The 14,407-nt window shown below is 61.4% G+C and carries 10 protein-coding genes; all 10 read left to right on the top strand.

The window, feature by feature from the left end; translation table 11 throughout:
• The first annotated feature begins 15 nt into the window (after positions 1-15).
• Positions 16-1,023 carry a tryptophan--tRNA ligase gene (gene trpS / locus ACMGF7_RS01050; RefSeq protein ID WP_049239834.1) on the top strand — a complete coding sequence of 336 codons (1,008 nt, stop codon included), beginning with the start codon at positions 16-18 and terminating at the stop codon, positions 1,021-1,023.
• 117 nt (positions 1,024-1,140) lie between these two features.
• Positions 1,141-1,974 (top strand): phosphonate ABC transporter ATP-binding protein, encoded by an 834-nt coding sequence (phnC, locus tag ACMGF7_RS01045; RefSeq protein ID WP_004939485.1) that lies wholly within the window; start codon positions 1,141-1,143, stop codon positions 1,972-1,974.
• 41 nt (positions 1,975-2,015) lie between these two features.
• Positions 2,016-2,948: a phosphonate ABC transporter substrate-binding protein gene (gene phnD / locus ACMGF7_RS01040; protein WP_049239835.1), complete on the top strand. Its 933-nt coding sequence runs from the start codon at positions 2,016-2,018 to the stop codon at positions 2,946-2,948.
• Between the two features lie 78 nt (positions 2,949-3,026).
• On the top strand, positions 3,027-3,890 hold the full coding sequence (gene phnE / locus ACMGF7_RS01035) for a phosphonate ABC transporter, permease protein PhnE (RefSeq protein WP_021503954.1): 864 nt from the start codon (positions 3,027-3,029) through the stop codon (positions 3,888-3,890).
• Positions 3,887-4,786, top strand: a complete 900-nt coding sequence (gene phnE, locus ACMGF7_RS01030; RefSeq protein ID WP_033633798.1) for a phosphonate ABC transporter, permease protein PhnE — start codon at positions 3,887-3,889, stop codon at positions 4,784-4,786. Before phnE (ACMGF7_RS01035) ends, phnE (ACMGF7_RS01030) begins: the two co-directional genes overlap by 4 nt.
• Before the next feature lie 108 nt (positions 4,787-4,894).
• On the top strand, positions 4,895-5,359 hold the full coding sequence (locus tag ACMGF7_RS01025) for a DUF1456 family protein (RefSeq protein WP_004939471.1): 465 nt from the start codon (positions 4,895-4,897) through the stop codon (positions 5,357-5,359).
• Positions 5,360-5,547: 188 nt separating this feature from the next.
• On the top strand, positions 5,548-7,299 hold the full coding sequence (locus ACMGF7_RS01020; RefSeq protein ID WP_420286336.1) for a right-handed parallel beta-helix repeat-containing protein: 1,752 nt from the start codon (positions 5,548-5,550) through the stop codon (positions 7,297-7,299).
• A gap of 113 nt (positions 7,300-7,412) precedes the next feature.
• A complete protein-coding gene (locus tag ACMGF7_RS01015) occupies positions 7,413-8,690 on the top strand; it encodes a hypothetical protein (RefSeq protein WP_420286335.1) in 1,278 nt (425 codons plus the stop codon).
• Between the two features lie 254 nt (positions 8,691-8,944).
• Positions 8,945-10,774, top strand: a complete 1,830-nt coding sequence (atzF, locus tag ACMGF7_RS01010; protein WP_420286334.1) for an allophanate hydrolase — start codon at positions 8,945-8,947, stop codon at positions 10,772-10,774.
• 2 nt (positions 10,775-10,776) lie between these two features.
• Positions 10,777-14,397, top strand: a complete 3,621-nt coding sequence (gene uca / locus ACMGF7_RS01005) for an urea carboxylase (RefSeq protein WP_273890307.1) — start codon at positions 10,777-10,779, stop codon at positions 14,395-14,397.
• Positions 14,398-14,407 lie beyond the last annotated feature (10 nt).

Genomic DNA, 14,407 nt, shown 5'->3' with positions numbered 1-14,407 from the left:
TTCAGGAGCACTGTCATGAGCTACACCATTCTTACCGGCGATCGCGCCACCGGCCCACTGCATTTAGGCCACTTCGTCGGCTCGCTGCGCCAGCGCGTGGAACTGCAGCACCAGCATAACCAAACGGTGATGGTGGCGGATCTGCAGGGCCTGACCGATAACGGCAACAATCCGCAAAAAATCAGCACCAACGTGCTCAACGTAGTGGCTGACTATCTGGCGGTCGGCATCGATCCGCACAAGACCACCATTTGCCTGCAGTCGGCGCTGCCGGCGTTGGCCGAGCTGACGATGTACTACCTCAATCTGGTCAGCGTGGCGCGGCTGGAACGCAACCCGACGGTGAAAAGTGAAATCGCCGAGAAGGATTTCGCCCGCAGCCTGCCGGCCGGCTTTTTGATCTATCCGGTCAGCCAGGCGGCGGACATCACCGCCTTTGGCGCCACCCACGTGCCGGTCGGCGAGGATCAGTTGCCGATGCTGGAGCAAACCAACGAGATCGTGCGGCGCTTCAACCACATCGTCGGCCAACCGGTGCTGACGGAGTGCCAGCCGCTGTTGAGCAACGTCGGGCGTCTGCCGGGGCTGGACGGGCAGGGCAAAATGTCGAAATCGCGCGGCAACGCCATCCCGCTTGGCGCCGGCGCCGACGAGGTGCACAAGGCGGTGATGAGCATGTTCACCGATCCCGGTCATCTCAACGTCAGCGATCCCGGCCGGGTGGAGGGCAACATGGTGTTCACCTATCTGGACGCCTTCTGCGACGACGCCGCGCTGGTGGCGGAGCTGAAGGCGCACTACCGGCGCGGCGGGTTGGGGGACGTGAAGATCAAACGGCTGCTGGAGGATTGCCTGCAGAGCCTGCTCGAACCGATCCGCACCCGCCGCGCCGAATTCATCGCCGATAAAGGCGAGCTGACGCGCATCCTGCAGCACGGCACCCGCCGCGCGCATCAGGTCAGCCAGCAGACGCTGCAGCAGGTCAAGGCGGCGCTGGGGCTGGACTTCTTTAGCCTGGAATGATGCGCACGCCGGGGCGGCACGCGTCACGCCCCGGCCATAAAACCATCATCCCACTGTCATAAACTTATTCGTTAATAGGTGCCCATAATGATTAGCCACTGAAATCAGAGAAATCATATGGCTCAGGCACTGTTAAAATTGGCGCAGCACGAGTTCCCAGGGCAGCACGCCGCCGCATCCCGCAAAGTGTTATCGGTAAAGGGGCTCGGCAAGGCCTACAAAGCGCAGCAGCGCGTGCTGGATGACATCAATTTCGATCTGCACGCCGGCGAGTTCGTGGCGGTGATCGGCCGTTCCGGCGCGGGCAAGTCCACGCTGTTGCACACCCTCAACGGCACCATTCCTTCCAGCTGCGGCGAGATGCTGCACTTCGAAGACGATGGCGTGGCGCAGGATATCGCCCAGCTTGCCGGCCGCCAGATGCGCCAGTGGCGCGCGCGCTGCGGCATGATCTTCCAGGACTTCTGCCTGGTGCCGCGGCTGGACGTGATGACCAACGTGCTGCTGGGGCGCCTGAGCCACACCTCCACCCTGAAATCCTTCTTCAAACTGTTCGATGACGCCGACCGCGCTCGCGCCATCGAGCTGTTGCAGTGGCTCAACATGCTGCCGCACGCGCTGCAGCGCGCCGAGCATCTCTCCGGCGGCCAGATGCAGCGCGTCGCCATCTGCCGCGCGCTGATGCAAAACCCGCAAATCCTGCTGGCCGATGAGCCGGTGGCGTCGCTCGATCCGAAAAACACCCGCCGCATCATGGACGCGCTGCAGAAAATCAGCGAAGACGGCATCGCGGTGATGGTGAACCTGCACTCGGTCGAACTGGTGAAAGAGTATTGCTCGCGGGTGATCGGCATCGCCCACGGGAAGATCGTGTTTGACGGGCATCCTTCGCAACTGAACGAGCGGATCCTGCACCAGCTGTATGGCGAAGAAGCCAATCAGATCCATTGAAGCACTTTTGACCTTTACCCTTTACACACAAGGCACACCTAATGAAAAAAGTATTGAGTCTGACCACCCTGATGGCCGGCGCGATGATGGTATTTAATGCTGCCGCAGCGGATGCGCCGAAAGAGCTGAACCTGGGCATTCTCGGCGGCCAGAACGCCACCCAGCAGATCGGCGATAACCAGTGCGTGAAGCAGTTCCTGGATAAAGAGTTGAACGTCGATACCAAGCTGCGCAACTCGTCCGACTATTCCGGCGTGATCCAGGGCCTGCTGGGCGGCAAGATTGACCTGGTGCTGAGCATGTCGCCGTCGTCGTTCGCCTCGGTCTACATCAAGGATCCGAAAGCGGTGGACATCGTCGGCATCGCGGTCGATGACGTCGACCAGTCGCGCGGCTACCACTCGGTGGTGGTGGTGAAGGCCGGCAGCCCATACCAGAAACTGGAAGACCTGAAGGGCAAAGCCATCGGCTTCGCCGATCCGGATTCCACCTCCGGCTTCCTGATCCCGAACCAGGCGTTTAAAAAGCTGTTCGGCGGCACGGTCGACAACAAATACAACAACACCTTCTCCAGCGTCACCTTCTCCGGCGGCCACGAGCAGGACATCCTCGGCGTGCTGAACGGCCAGTTTGAAGGCGCGGTGACCTGGGCGTCGATGATCGGCGACTACAACACCGGCTACACCAGCGGCGCGTTCACCCGCATGATCCGCATGGATCACCCGGACCTGATGAAGCAGATCCGCATCATCTGGCAGTCGCCGCTGATCCCGAACGGCCCGATCCTGGTGAGCAACTCGCTGCCGGCCGACTTCAAGGCCAAAGTGGTCACCGCCATCAAGAAGCTGGATAAAGACGATCACGCGTGCTTTATCAAAGCGATGGGCGGCAAACAGCACATCGGCGACACCACCCTGGCGGAATACCAGACCATCATCGATATGAAGCGCGAGCTGACCAAAGGCGAGCGTTGATTCCCGGCTGCCTCGGCCGCCCGAATGAAGGGGTTCAGCATGCTGAACCCCTTGTTCCATAACGATGGAAGACCTGTTTTGAATACCGATTTCGCACACTATTACCAACGGATCCGCAGCAAGCAAAAGCGCGAAGCGCTGCTGTGGTCGCTCGGGCTGGTGGTGCTGTACCTGGGCGCCGGCAACCTCGCCGAGTTCAACCTGCACACCGTCTGGGTGTCTATTCCGCACTTCTTCGACTATCTGGCCGAAACCGTTCCGACGCTGCACTGGCACCTGCTGTTCGCCGACGGGCGCACCGAAGGCTCGCTGGCCTATTGGGGCTATCGCCTGAACATCCAGTTGCCGCTGATCTGGGAGACCCTGCAGCTGGCGCTGGCGGCGACCATTTTTTCGGTGCTGGTGGCGACCGTGCTGGCGTTTCTGGCGGCCGGCAACACCTATACCCCGGCCTCGGTGCGGCTGGCGATCCGCACGCTGGTGGCGTTTCTGCGCACCATGCCTGAGCTGGCGTGGGCGGTGATGTTCGTGATGGCGTTCGGCATCGGCGCCATTCCCGGCTTCCTGGCGCTGGCGCTGCACACCATCGGCAGCCTGACCAAGCTGTTCTACGAGTCGATCGAAACCGCCTCCAACAAACCGGTGCGCGGGCTGGCGGCCTGCGGCGCCACGCCGCTGCAGCGCATGCGCTTTGGCCTGTGGCCGCAGGTGAAGCCGGTGTTTCTCTCCTACAGCTTCATGCGGCTGGAGATCAACTTTCGCCAGTCGACCATTTTGGGGCTGGTGGGGGCGGGCGGCATCGGCCAGGAGCTGATGACCAACATTAAACTCGACCGCTACGATCAGGTCAGCATGACGCTGCTGCTGATCATCGTGGTGGTTTCCGTGCTCGACTATGTGTCGGGCGAGCTGCGCAAGCGCGTGGTGGAGGGGGCAAAATGACAGCGGGCACTCCGGCGTCGGCGGAAACGCTGCGCCAGCTAAAACAGCAGCATCCGGCGATCTTCGCGCAGCAGGGGCGCTACCTGCGCACCGTCGGCCTGATCGCCTTGGCGATCGTGCTGTACTACGTGTTCTTCTTCCTGGTCTTCGGCATTAGCTGGCCGCAGTTTATCAACGGCTGCCAGCAGCTGGGGCGCTATTTCCTGCGCATGTTCGTCTGGCATGACTTCGCCAACTGGCCGTTCATGTACTACTTCCAGCAGATTGGCATCACCATCGCCATCGTGTTCGCCGGCACCATCACCGCGTCGCTGATCGCGCTGCCGCTGTCGTTCTTCGCCGCGCGCAACGTGATGTCGACGCCATTGCTGCGGCCGATCTCCGTGCTGGTGCGCCGCTTGCTGGACGTGCTGCGCGGCATCGATATGGCGATCTGGGGGCTGATCTTCGTGCGCGCCGTCGGCATGGGGCCGCTGGCCGGGGTGTTGGCTATCGTGATGCAGGACGTCGGGCTGCTGGGCAAACTGTACGCCGAAGGGCACGAGGCGGTGGACAAGTCCCCGAGCCGCGGCCTGACGGCGGTGGGCGCCAACGGGTTGCAGAAGCACCGCTACGGCATCTTCACCCAGTCGTTCCCCACCTTCCTGGCGCTCAGCCTGTACCAGATCGAATCCAACACCCGCTCTGCGGCGGTGCTGGGCTTCGTCGGCGCCGGCGGCATCGGCCTGGTGTACGCGGAGAACATGCGGCTGTGGAACTGGGACGTGGTGATGTTCATCACCCTGATCCTGGTGGTGGTGGTGATGATCATGGACAAGGTCTCGTCGCTGCTGCGCAACAAGTACATCATCGGCGAAGACATCCCGCTATATCAGCAAAAAAGCCAAATCGATTGAGAAACCCCTTGCCGATCCCTATACTGCCGCACATTCAAGGTGTGTGGCAGTCATTTCGTTTCGCAATGTGCGCACGTCCCCGTTAGACAAATAAGGCAATGCAATCCCATGATGAACAACGACGTGCTGCGCAGCGTGCGCTATATGCTGAGCATTAACAACGCCAAAATGGTCGAGATTATCAAACTGGACGATTTCGAGGTGGCGGTGTCGGCGATGGACGCTTACGTGATCAAAGAAGGCGAGCCGGGCTACGAGAAGTGCCCGGACGAAGTGATGGCGCACTTCCTCAACGGCCTGGTGTTCTTCAAACGCGGCAAGGACGACAAGTTCCCGGCGCCGGCGGTTGAGCTGCCAATCACCAACAACCTGGTGCTGAAAAAGCTGCGCGTGGCGTTCGAGCTGAAAGACACCGACATGCACCAGATCTTCACCGCGGTGGACTTCCGCATCTCCAAGCCGGAGCTGAGCGCGCTGTTCCGCAAAGAGGGCACCAAGAACTACCGCCCGTGCGGCGATCAGATGCTGCGCTACTTCCTCAAAGGGCTGGCGCAGCGCGTTCGCGGCGAGTAACGCGCAGCGTTCACCGAACATCAGGCGCAATCGCAAGGTTGCGCCTTTTTTATTGCCGCTCTCCCGCCCGCCGTTGTTGTACAGGCCCTCAGCCATCCGTCATCGATGGAGGGCGTGCCGCCTATCCGGTTACTTTTCCAGGGTTCGTTCAATGTCGATTGAAACGTAAAATCCAGAGGAGTAATTCAATGGCTCAAATGTCAAAAGAAGATCCGCAGTTCAACACAAAAAATGCCGCAGCTCAGGTCAATGACGGCGGCGAATTCGCTGAATATACCCCTGAACAGTTCGGCGCCGTAGGCGATGGCCTGGCCGATGATCGAGATGCTGTTAGCGCCATGTTCGCTAAAGTGGCGATTGACGCCGCTAAATCGATGAAAAAACGCCAGGTCAGAATGGCGAATATCTATCGGTTGACGTTGGGTTCGGCTTGGCAGCCTCTGCAGATCCCCAGCAACTGCCATATTTATGGCGGTGGTGAAATTCACCTGGATGACGATACGCCTCAAATCAACATTTTTAATACCGTTGAACAGTCGAATTTCATCGTGGAAGATCTGAGGATTACGAGAAAGGTGACTCAGAAAGATACAGATCCTATTTGGTGGTATGCCACACGCGCGTGTACCGGCATGGCTTTCACCCGTTGTGAAAACTTCACCGTGAGAAATTGTGTCATCAGTATGCATACTGATGCTTTGGGCCTTTCTGACTGTTCGTCAGTTACCCTTGAGAACAATTTACTTAAAGATTTGGGAGAGGAACCTATCGCGGTTCGTGGCGGCCGCCATATTACGATCCAGAATAACGAGCTGACGAATCACCAGGGTGATGGGATCCTGCTTAAAACGGGTGTGAACAGAGAGGCTTATGACATCTTAATCGTGAACAATCATATTCACGATGGGCACAAGCCTGCGAAACCGGCAGGGGCGGGGCACACGCAAAGAGGGGGCGGGGTGACGCTCAATAACGAGGTGACCGGCACGCCTCATTCATTTACTAACCTGACCGTTGCCAATAACCATATTGTTAATACCAGCTATGGCATCGCGCTGGGTGGAATCAGTGACATTAATATCTCTAATAACTACATCAAGACGATCGAAAGGTTCGGCATTCAGATAGACTATTCCTTAGTAAATAACCCCACCAAAATTCCTACGAATAACTCCCGAATTATCGGGAATCACGTTGAAGATACCGTTGAGAATGGCATCGATTATCATGGTAACAATGATATTTCTGTCACGGAGTCTGTTATCGCAGATAACTTTTTAAATTTCTGTGGTACCTCCACGACGTCGGCCTTCAATGGCATTGCCGCAACGGAGGCGACCCTTTCAGGCAATATTATCAATAACTGCAAGGTTGCCCTGTTCGCTAATAGCTGCGTGATGACCGGCAATAAGATAACCAACTCCGGATGGGGCGCCAGTCAGGTATGGATCAAGTTGTATGGCGACCGTACGGTGTTTTCCGGCAATCGGGTGACGGACTCTGGGTTTGGTTATATCCGTTTCTTGAATGGGAAAAACGCCATTATTGAAGGGAATGTGATTAAACTGGCTGCGCCTGCTCGGGCGCTGGAGTTAGGCGGGGAATTTGACGAAACGACCCTCATTGGCAAGAACGCCTGGGATTGCGCTTTTAAACCTATTCTCTCTACGATTGCTGGGGTGACGGGCAATCAACTTATTCAGTATACCTTCCCGAATGAAGGCGTGGCCCACATTACCCCGCAGATGTTCGGCGCGAAGGGTGATTGGAATGATACCGCTGGCGTTGGTACGGATGATACGCAGGCGTTTAAACAGGCTATCGCTTATGCGATTAGCCAAGGCTGCAAGAAGCTCTATGTGCCTGCCGGCAACTATTACATTACGGATACGTTAAATTTAGGGGGGAAAACTACACCGGAGATAAAGGCATTGCGATAGAGGGTGAAAATTGGATTAGTACAAGATTCTTCTTTAAGCCGACGTCTAATGATCATGCGTGTTTTGAGTCGAAAGGCGGTTCCGGGATCCATACCAACAGATATATCAGCGACGTGACGATTACGCCGGCCAAGGGCGCGTTATATACGGGCACCGGCTATCGGATTAATGGTTCCTGCTTCATGCGGCATGAAAGATTGCTTATTATGAAGTTTTTTGTGAACCTACATCTGTTGAACGGCTATGCCGGTGCGTTTACCGAGTTCGTCAGTTTTCACTCTTGCCGGTTCCACCGTGGCTTGTCGAACATCTTGATGGAAAGCAATGGCGGGGATAGCTCCTTCCACGGCGTGGGGTTCCATGAAATTCAATGTCAGATCAAAGTTTCCGGCAATCCGGGCGATGGCGGCACAAATATGGATGCCGGCGTGGGGCTGGAGCTGAGAGGAAACGCCAACAGAGCAACCTGGTACAACGGTTTCTGCTATATCCACCTGTTCGGCGGCGTCGGCGCAACGGCGATCAAACTCACCCGGACCAACACCGATAACATCCTGGGGCAGTTTACTTGCGAAGGTGAAACCATTCTTCAGAGTGATGGAAGCACTTTTGAATGTCGAGGCGGTTTCTATAACGTGAGTACTACCACTTACAATGTGGCGACAGAACCGGTAAACGGCATTGCGGCGGCATTTGTGTTTGATAACATGATGAGCAATACGACAAGATTCGCCAACGCGGCAATCGCCGATATGGCTCCAAGGCAGCTTCCGTGGTCCTTGGCGGACAGGGCCAGTAATGGCGCTTATCCGGCGATTTTCCATGGCATCAAGGGCGACTCCGATAACCTGTTCTATGCAGCCAGAGGGGGAAGCACCAACTATCATTACTTTGGCGGTATTTCTCCAGGCAATAACCTTCAGGGGTTTGAACCGGGCGTCAGGTTGGCTCAGGACGGGGCTTCTTTCATTAGTTTTGCACCTAAGTTTACGCTTGGCGCGAATAACAATACGACCAGCAGCGGCGTATCCATCTCCCCTGCTGATTTTTCGCCGCAGAAGGATATCGCGACCGCCTTAGGACAGCCCTCATTCAAATGGAGCGGGTTGTACACTAAGCAGTTAACGGTCGCTGACAATGGCGTTTATCCTGCCGGTAACGGCGCTTACCCTATTGGTGGGCCGAATAACCAATTCTCCTCTGGCCACATAAAAGTGTTGAATATTTATGATTCAGCGAATGTGAACGGAGATCCCGTAGGTGTCAGAGTTGCCGTCCCCGCTTCGGCCGTTGCGCCCGGTAAAATAGGCCAATGGTCGGCAGACTCCGCATTCTTTTATGTTTGCACGGCGGCCAATACCTGGAGAAGGGTGGCGCTCACCACATGGTAGGTACTGAACTTGCGGCTGATGGCTGACCTATCCATATCATCCTTCCGGGGCGGCGAGTGTCGCCGCCCCGTTTTTTCCTCTGCGTCATCCCGCCATTGCACTCTTTTTGTTCCCCCGCTGCGCACCGCTGGTGCAGCCCGTTTGCCGCCGCTGTCATAAGTTTTAATTATAATTTATTGAAATCATGAGATTAAAAATTGGCACGACGGTTGCTCTGTTGGATCCCATCTTGTGTACCAGATGGAATTCAGCCGATGAGCGAACCTGTTGAAGCGTGCGGTTTTACCCTCAGTGAATGGCAGCACCATTATCAAACCCGCCCGGCGGGCGAGCGCCTTGCCTGCGTCAGTGCGACGATCGAAACGCTGGTCGCCGGCCTGAACCCGGACGATAACGCCTGGCTGTATCTCGCCACGCCGGCGCAGCGCGAGCAGCAGTATCGGCAGTTGGCACAGAGGCTCGAGGCTGTCGCCGGCGATCTCAGCCGCCTGCCGCTGTTCGGCGTGCCCTTCGCCATCAAAGACAATATCGACGTCGGCGGCTGGCCGACCAGCGCCGCCTGCCCGGCGTTCACCTATCAGGCCGCGGCGGACGCCACCGTGGTCGCCCACCTGCGCGCCGCCGGGGCGATCGCCCTCGGTAAAACCAACCTCGACCAGTTCGCTACCGGGTTGGTGGGCACCCGCTCACCTTATGGCGCGGTGGTCAACAGCTTCGACAGCCGCTACGTCAGCGGCGGTTCCAGTTCCGGCTCCGCTTCGGTGGTGGCGCGCGGCCTGGTGCCGTTCGCGCTGGGCACCGATACCGCCGGTTCGGGGCGCGTGCCCGCCGGGTTCAACAACGTCGTCGGGCTGAAGCCGACCAAAGGGCGGTTGTCCAATCGCGGCGTGGTGCCGGCCTGCCGGTTGAACGACACCGTTTCGATCTTCGCGCTGACGGTGGCCGATGCCGCGCAGGTGGCGGAGCTGGCGAGCGGCTTTGACGCGGCAGATCCGTATTCCCGCGCCGATCCGCATACCGCGCCGGCGGATATCCCCGCCGCGCCGCGTTTCGCCGTTCCCGCCCAGCTGGAGTTTTTCGGCGACGTGCAGGCCGAGCGGGCGTTTCACCGAGCGCTGGCGCAGCTGCAGGCGGGCGGCGCCACGCTGGAACCCCTCGATTTCGCGCCGTTTCGCACTCTGGCGGAACAGCTGTATTACGGCCCCTGGGTAGCGGAGCGCACGGTAGCCATTGAGCAGGTGCTGGAAGCGAACCCGCAGGCTATCGATCCGGTGGTGCGCGGCATCGTTGGTAACGGCCTCGGCTACAGCGCCTGCGACGCCTACAAGGCGGAATACCTGCGCGCCGAGCTGGCGCGGCAGATCGCCCAGCGGCTGGCGCCGTTCGACGCGCTGGTGGTGCCGACCGCGCCCACTATCCGCACCCTGGCGGAGATGGCGCAGGAACCGGTGCTGTTCAATTCGCAGTTCGGCACTTACACCAATTTCACCAATCTGGCCGATCTGAGCGCGCTGGCGCTGCCGGGACCGCTGCGCGAAGACGGTCTGCCGGCGGGCATCACCCTGATTGCGCCCGCCTGGCATGACCGGGCGCTGGCGGCGTTTGGCCTGCGCTGGCAACGGCAAAGCGCCTTGCCGCTCGGCGCTATCGGCCGGGCATTGCCGCCGCAGCCGGCGCCGGCCCCGTCTTCGGGACACGTGCGTCTGGCGGTAGTAGGCGCTCACCTTAGCGGCATGCCGCTCAACGCCCAGCTGACGCAGCGCGACGCGATGTGGGTAGAGCAAACCGTCACCGCCCCCTGTTATCGCCTCTACGCGCTGGCCGATACCGATCCGCCGAAGCCGGGGCTGGCGCGCGCGGCGCAGGGGGCGGCGATCCGCGTAGAGCTGTGGGACATCCCGCTGGCCCGTTTCGGCGAGTTTGTGGCGGAAATCCCGGCGCCATTGGGCATCGGCACGCTGCTGCTGGCGGACGGCCGGCGGGTGAAGGGATTTATCTGCGAAGCCTGGGCGCTGGAAGGCGCCACGGATATCACTGAGTTTGGCGGCTGGCGCGACTATCTCGCCAGCGTTAAGGGGGCATGAACATGTTTACTACCGTACTGATCGCTAACCGCGGCGAAATTGCCTGCCGCGCCATTCGCACCCTGAAACGCCTGGGCGTCACCAGCGTGGCGGTCTATTCCGACGCCGACCGCAATGCGCCGCACGTCACCGAGGCCGACAGGGCGGTGGCGCTCGGCGGCGACAAGGCCGCCGACAGTTACCTGCGCATCGACAAGATCCTCGCGGCCGCAGCGGCCACCGGCGCGCAGGCGATCTACCCCGGCTACGGCTTTTTGTCCGAGAGCGCCGAGTTTGCCGAAGCCTGCGAGGCGGCCGGCATCGCCTTTATCGGCCCGACGGCGGCGCAGATGCGCGAGTTCGGCCTCAAGCACCGGGCGCGCGAGCTGGCGGCGTTGGCCGGGGTGCCGATGACGCCGGGCACCGGCTTGCTGGAGAGCGTTGAGCAGGCGGTCGCCGCCGCTGCGCGCATCGGCTACCCGGTGATGCTGAAAAGCACCGCCGGCGGCGGCGGCATCGGCCTGACGCGCTGTGACGACGAGGCGGCGCTGCGCGACGCGTACGACAGCGTCAAACGGCTGGGGGAGCAGTTCTTCCGCGACGCCGGCGCCTTTATCGAACGCTTCGTCGATCGGGCGCGCCACGTCGAGGTGCAGATTTTCGGCGATGGCCAGGGGCGGGTGGCGGCGCTCGGCGAGCGCGACTGTTCGCTGCAGCGCCGCAACCAAAAGGTGGTGGAGGAAACCCCGGCGCCGCATCTGCCGGCGGCGACCCGCCAGGCGCTGCATCGGGCGGCGGTGGCGCTGGGCGAGTCGGTGAATTACCGCAGCGCCGGCACGGTGGAGTTCATTTACGACGCCGCGCGCGACGAGTTTTATTTCCTGGAAGTGAACACCCGCTTACAGGTCGAGCACCCGGTTACCGAAATGGTCACTGGCCTGGATTTGATCGCATGCATGCTGCAGGTGGCGGCGGGCGACGCGCTGGATTGGGCGGCGCTGCAACGCGCGCCGCAGGGCGCGGCGATCGAGGTGCGCCTCTACGCCGAAGATCCGCTGAAAAACTTCCAGCCCAGCCCCGGCGTGCTGACCGAGGTGCATTTCCCTGACGACGTGCGCCTCGACGGCTGGGTGGCGACCGGCAGCGAAGTTTCGGCGTTTTACGACCCGATGATCGCCAAGCTGATCGTGCACGGCGCTGACCGGGCGCAGGCGCTGGAAAAACTGCGCGTGGCGCTGGCGGCGACCCGTTTGCACGGCATCGCCACCAACCTCGACTATCTGCGGCAGGTGATCGCCACGCCGCAATTTCAGCGCGGCGACGTCTGGACGCGCCTGCTGGACGATTTGCGTTTCCAGCCGCACTGCCTCGAAGTGCTGCAACCCGGCACCTACAGCAGCGTGCAGGATTATCCCGGCCGCCTCGGCTATTGGGACATCGGCGTGCCGCCGTCCGGCCCGATGGACGACTTCGCGTTTCGGCTGGCCAACCGCATCGTCGGCAACCACCCGGCGGCGGCCGGGCTGGAGTTTACCCTGCAGGGGCCGACGCTGCGCTTTCACTGCGACGCCACCATCGCGCTGACGGGCGCCAGCTGCCCGGCCGATCTGGACGGCGAGGCGGTTGCGTATTGGCGGCCGATTACGGTGCGGGCCGGGCAGGTGCTGACGCTGGGGCGCGCTACGCACGGCTGCCGCACCTATCTGGCGGTGCGTAACGGCTTCGACGTGCCGGTATATCTCGGCAGCCGCTCCACCTTCGCGCTCGGGCAGTTCGGCGGCCACGCCGGGCGCACCTTGCGCGTGGCGGACATGCTGGCGATCGCCCAACCGGCGCTGGCGGCCAGCACCACCCCGGCGCCGATCGCCGCGCCGCAGGCGATGGACGACAGCCTGATCCCGCACTACGGCGATCAATGGCACATCGGCGTGCTGTACGGGCCGCACGGCGCGCCGGACTTTTTCACCGCTGAATCGATAGAGGCCTTCTTCGCCACCGACTGGCAGGTGCATTACAACTCCAACCGCCTCGGCGTGCGCCTGGCGGGGCCGAAGCCCGAGTGGGCGCGGGAGGACGGCGGCGAAGCCGGTTTGCACCCTTCCAACGTGCACGACTGCGAGTACGCCATCGGCGCGATCAACTTCACCGGCGACTTCCCGGTGATCCTGACCCGCGACGGGCCGAGCCTCGGCGGCTTCGTCTGCCCGGTGACCATCGCCAAGGCCGAACTGTGGAAAGTGGGGCAGGTGAAGCCGGGCGACCGCATCCGTTTCCATCCGATCGGCTTCCGGCAGGCGCAGTCGCTGGAGCAGGCGCAGCTCGGCAGCATCGAAGCGCTGGCGGCGGTGAAGGCCATCACCCTGCCGCCGCCGGAGCTGGCCCCGGCGGAGACCGTTTCCGCCGCGGTGCTGGCGGCGCTGCCGGCGGCGGAGGGGCGCCCGGCGGTGGCGTATCGCCAGGCGGGGGACGGCTACATTCTGATGGAGTACGGCGACAACGTGCTCGATCTGGCGCTGCGCCTGCGCATTCATCTGCTGATGCAGTCGCTGCGTGAGGAGGCGATACCGGGCGTGGCGGAGCTGGCTCCGGGCGTGCGTTCGCTGCAGATCCGCTACGACAGCCGGCAGATTAGCCAGGCCGACCTGCTGCAGCGCCTGCTGGCGCGCGAACGGGCGCTGGGGGACGTCAGCCGGCTGAAGGTGCCGACGCGCACCGTCTGGCTGCCGATGGCGTTCGAGGATTCGGCCACGCTGGGGGCGGTGGATCGCTATCAGCAGACGGTGCGCGCCTCGGCGCCCTGGCTGCCGAACAACGTCGATTTCATTCAGCGCATCAACGGCCTAAGCCGACGCGAGCAGGTACGCGACATTCTGTTCGACGCCAGCTACCTGATCCTCGGGCTGGGCGACGTCTACCTCGGCGCGCCCTGCGCGGTGCCGCTCGATCCGCGCCATCGCCTGCTGAGCTCCAAATACAACCCGGCGCGCACCCACACCGCCGAAGGGACGGTCGGCATCGGCGGCATGTACATGTGCATCTACGGCATGGATTCGCCGGGCGGTTACCAGCTGGTGGGGCGCACGCTGCCGATCTGGAACAAATTTCTCAAAAACCCGCAGTTCACCGCCGGTGAACCCTGGCTGCTGCGCTTTTTCGATCAGGTGCGCTTCTACCCGGTCAGCGAGCAAGAGTTGGACGAGCAGCGCGAAGCGTTCCGCGAAGGGCGCATGCAGGTGCGCATCGAAGAGAGCGAGTTCGACTTCGCCGCCTACACCCGTTTCCTGGCCGACAACGCCGGGGCGATCGCCGATTTCCAGCATCGTCAGCAGCAGGCGTTCAGCGCCGAAGTGGCGCGCTGGCGCAGCGATGACGACGAGGCCGAGGCGCAGCTGTTGCCGCCGGAGGAAGAAGACGCCGTCGATGGCGATCTGGTCAGCGCCGATCTGAACGGCAGCGTGTGGAAGATCCTGGTGGAACCGGGGCAGGCGGTGGCGGCCGGGCAGCCGCTGATCGTGGTCGAGGCGATGAAGATGGAACTGGCGGTCACCGCGCCGCGCGCCGGGATCGTTAAGCGCATCAGCTGCCGGCAGGGGCGGCCGGTCGGGCCGGGCGACGCCCTGCTGTGGCTGGAAAAGGCGGTCTGAACGGAGGAGC

This window comes from Serratia sp. BNK-17 (assembly GCF_048684935.1).
GTDB classification, from domain to species: domain Bacteria; phylum Pseudomonadota; class Gammaproteobacteria; order Enterobacterales; family Enterobacteriaceae; genus Serratia; species Serratia nematodiphila.
Note: the sequence above shows the minus strand (reverse complement) of the source record. Positions and strands in the feature narration are given on the sequence as shown.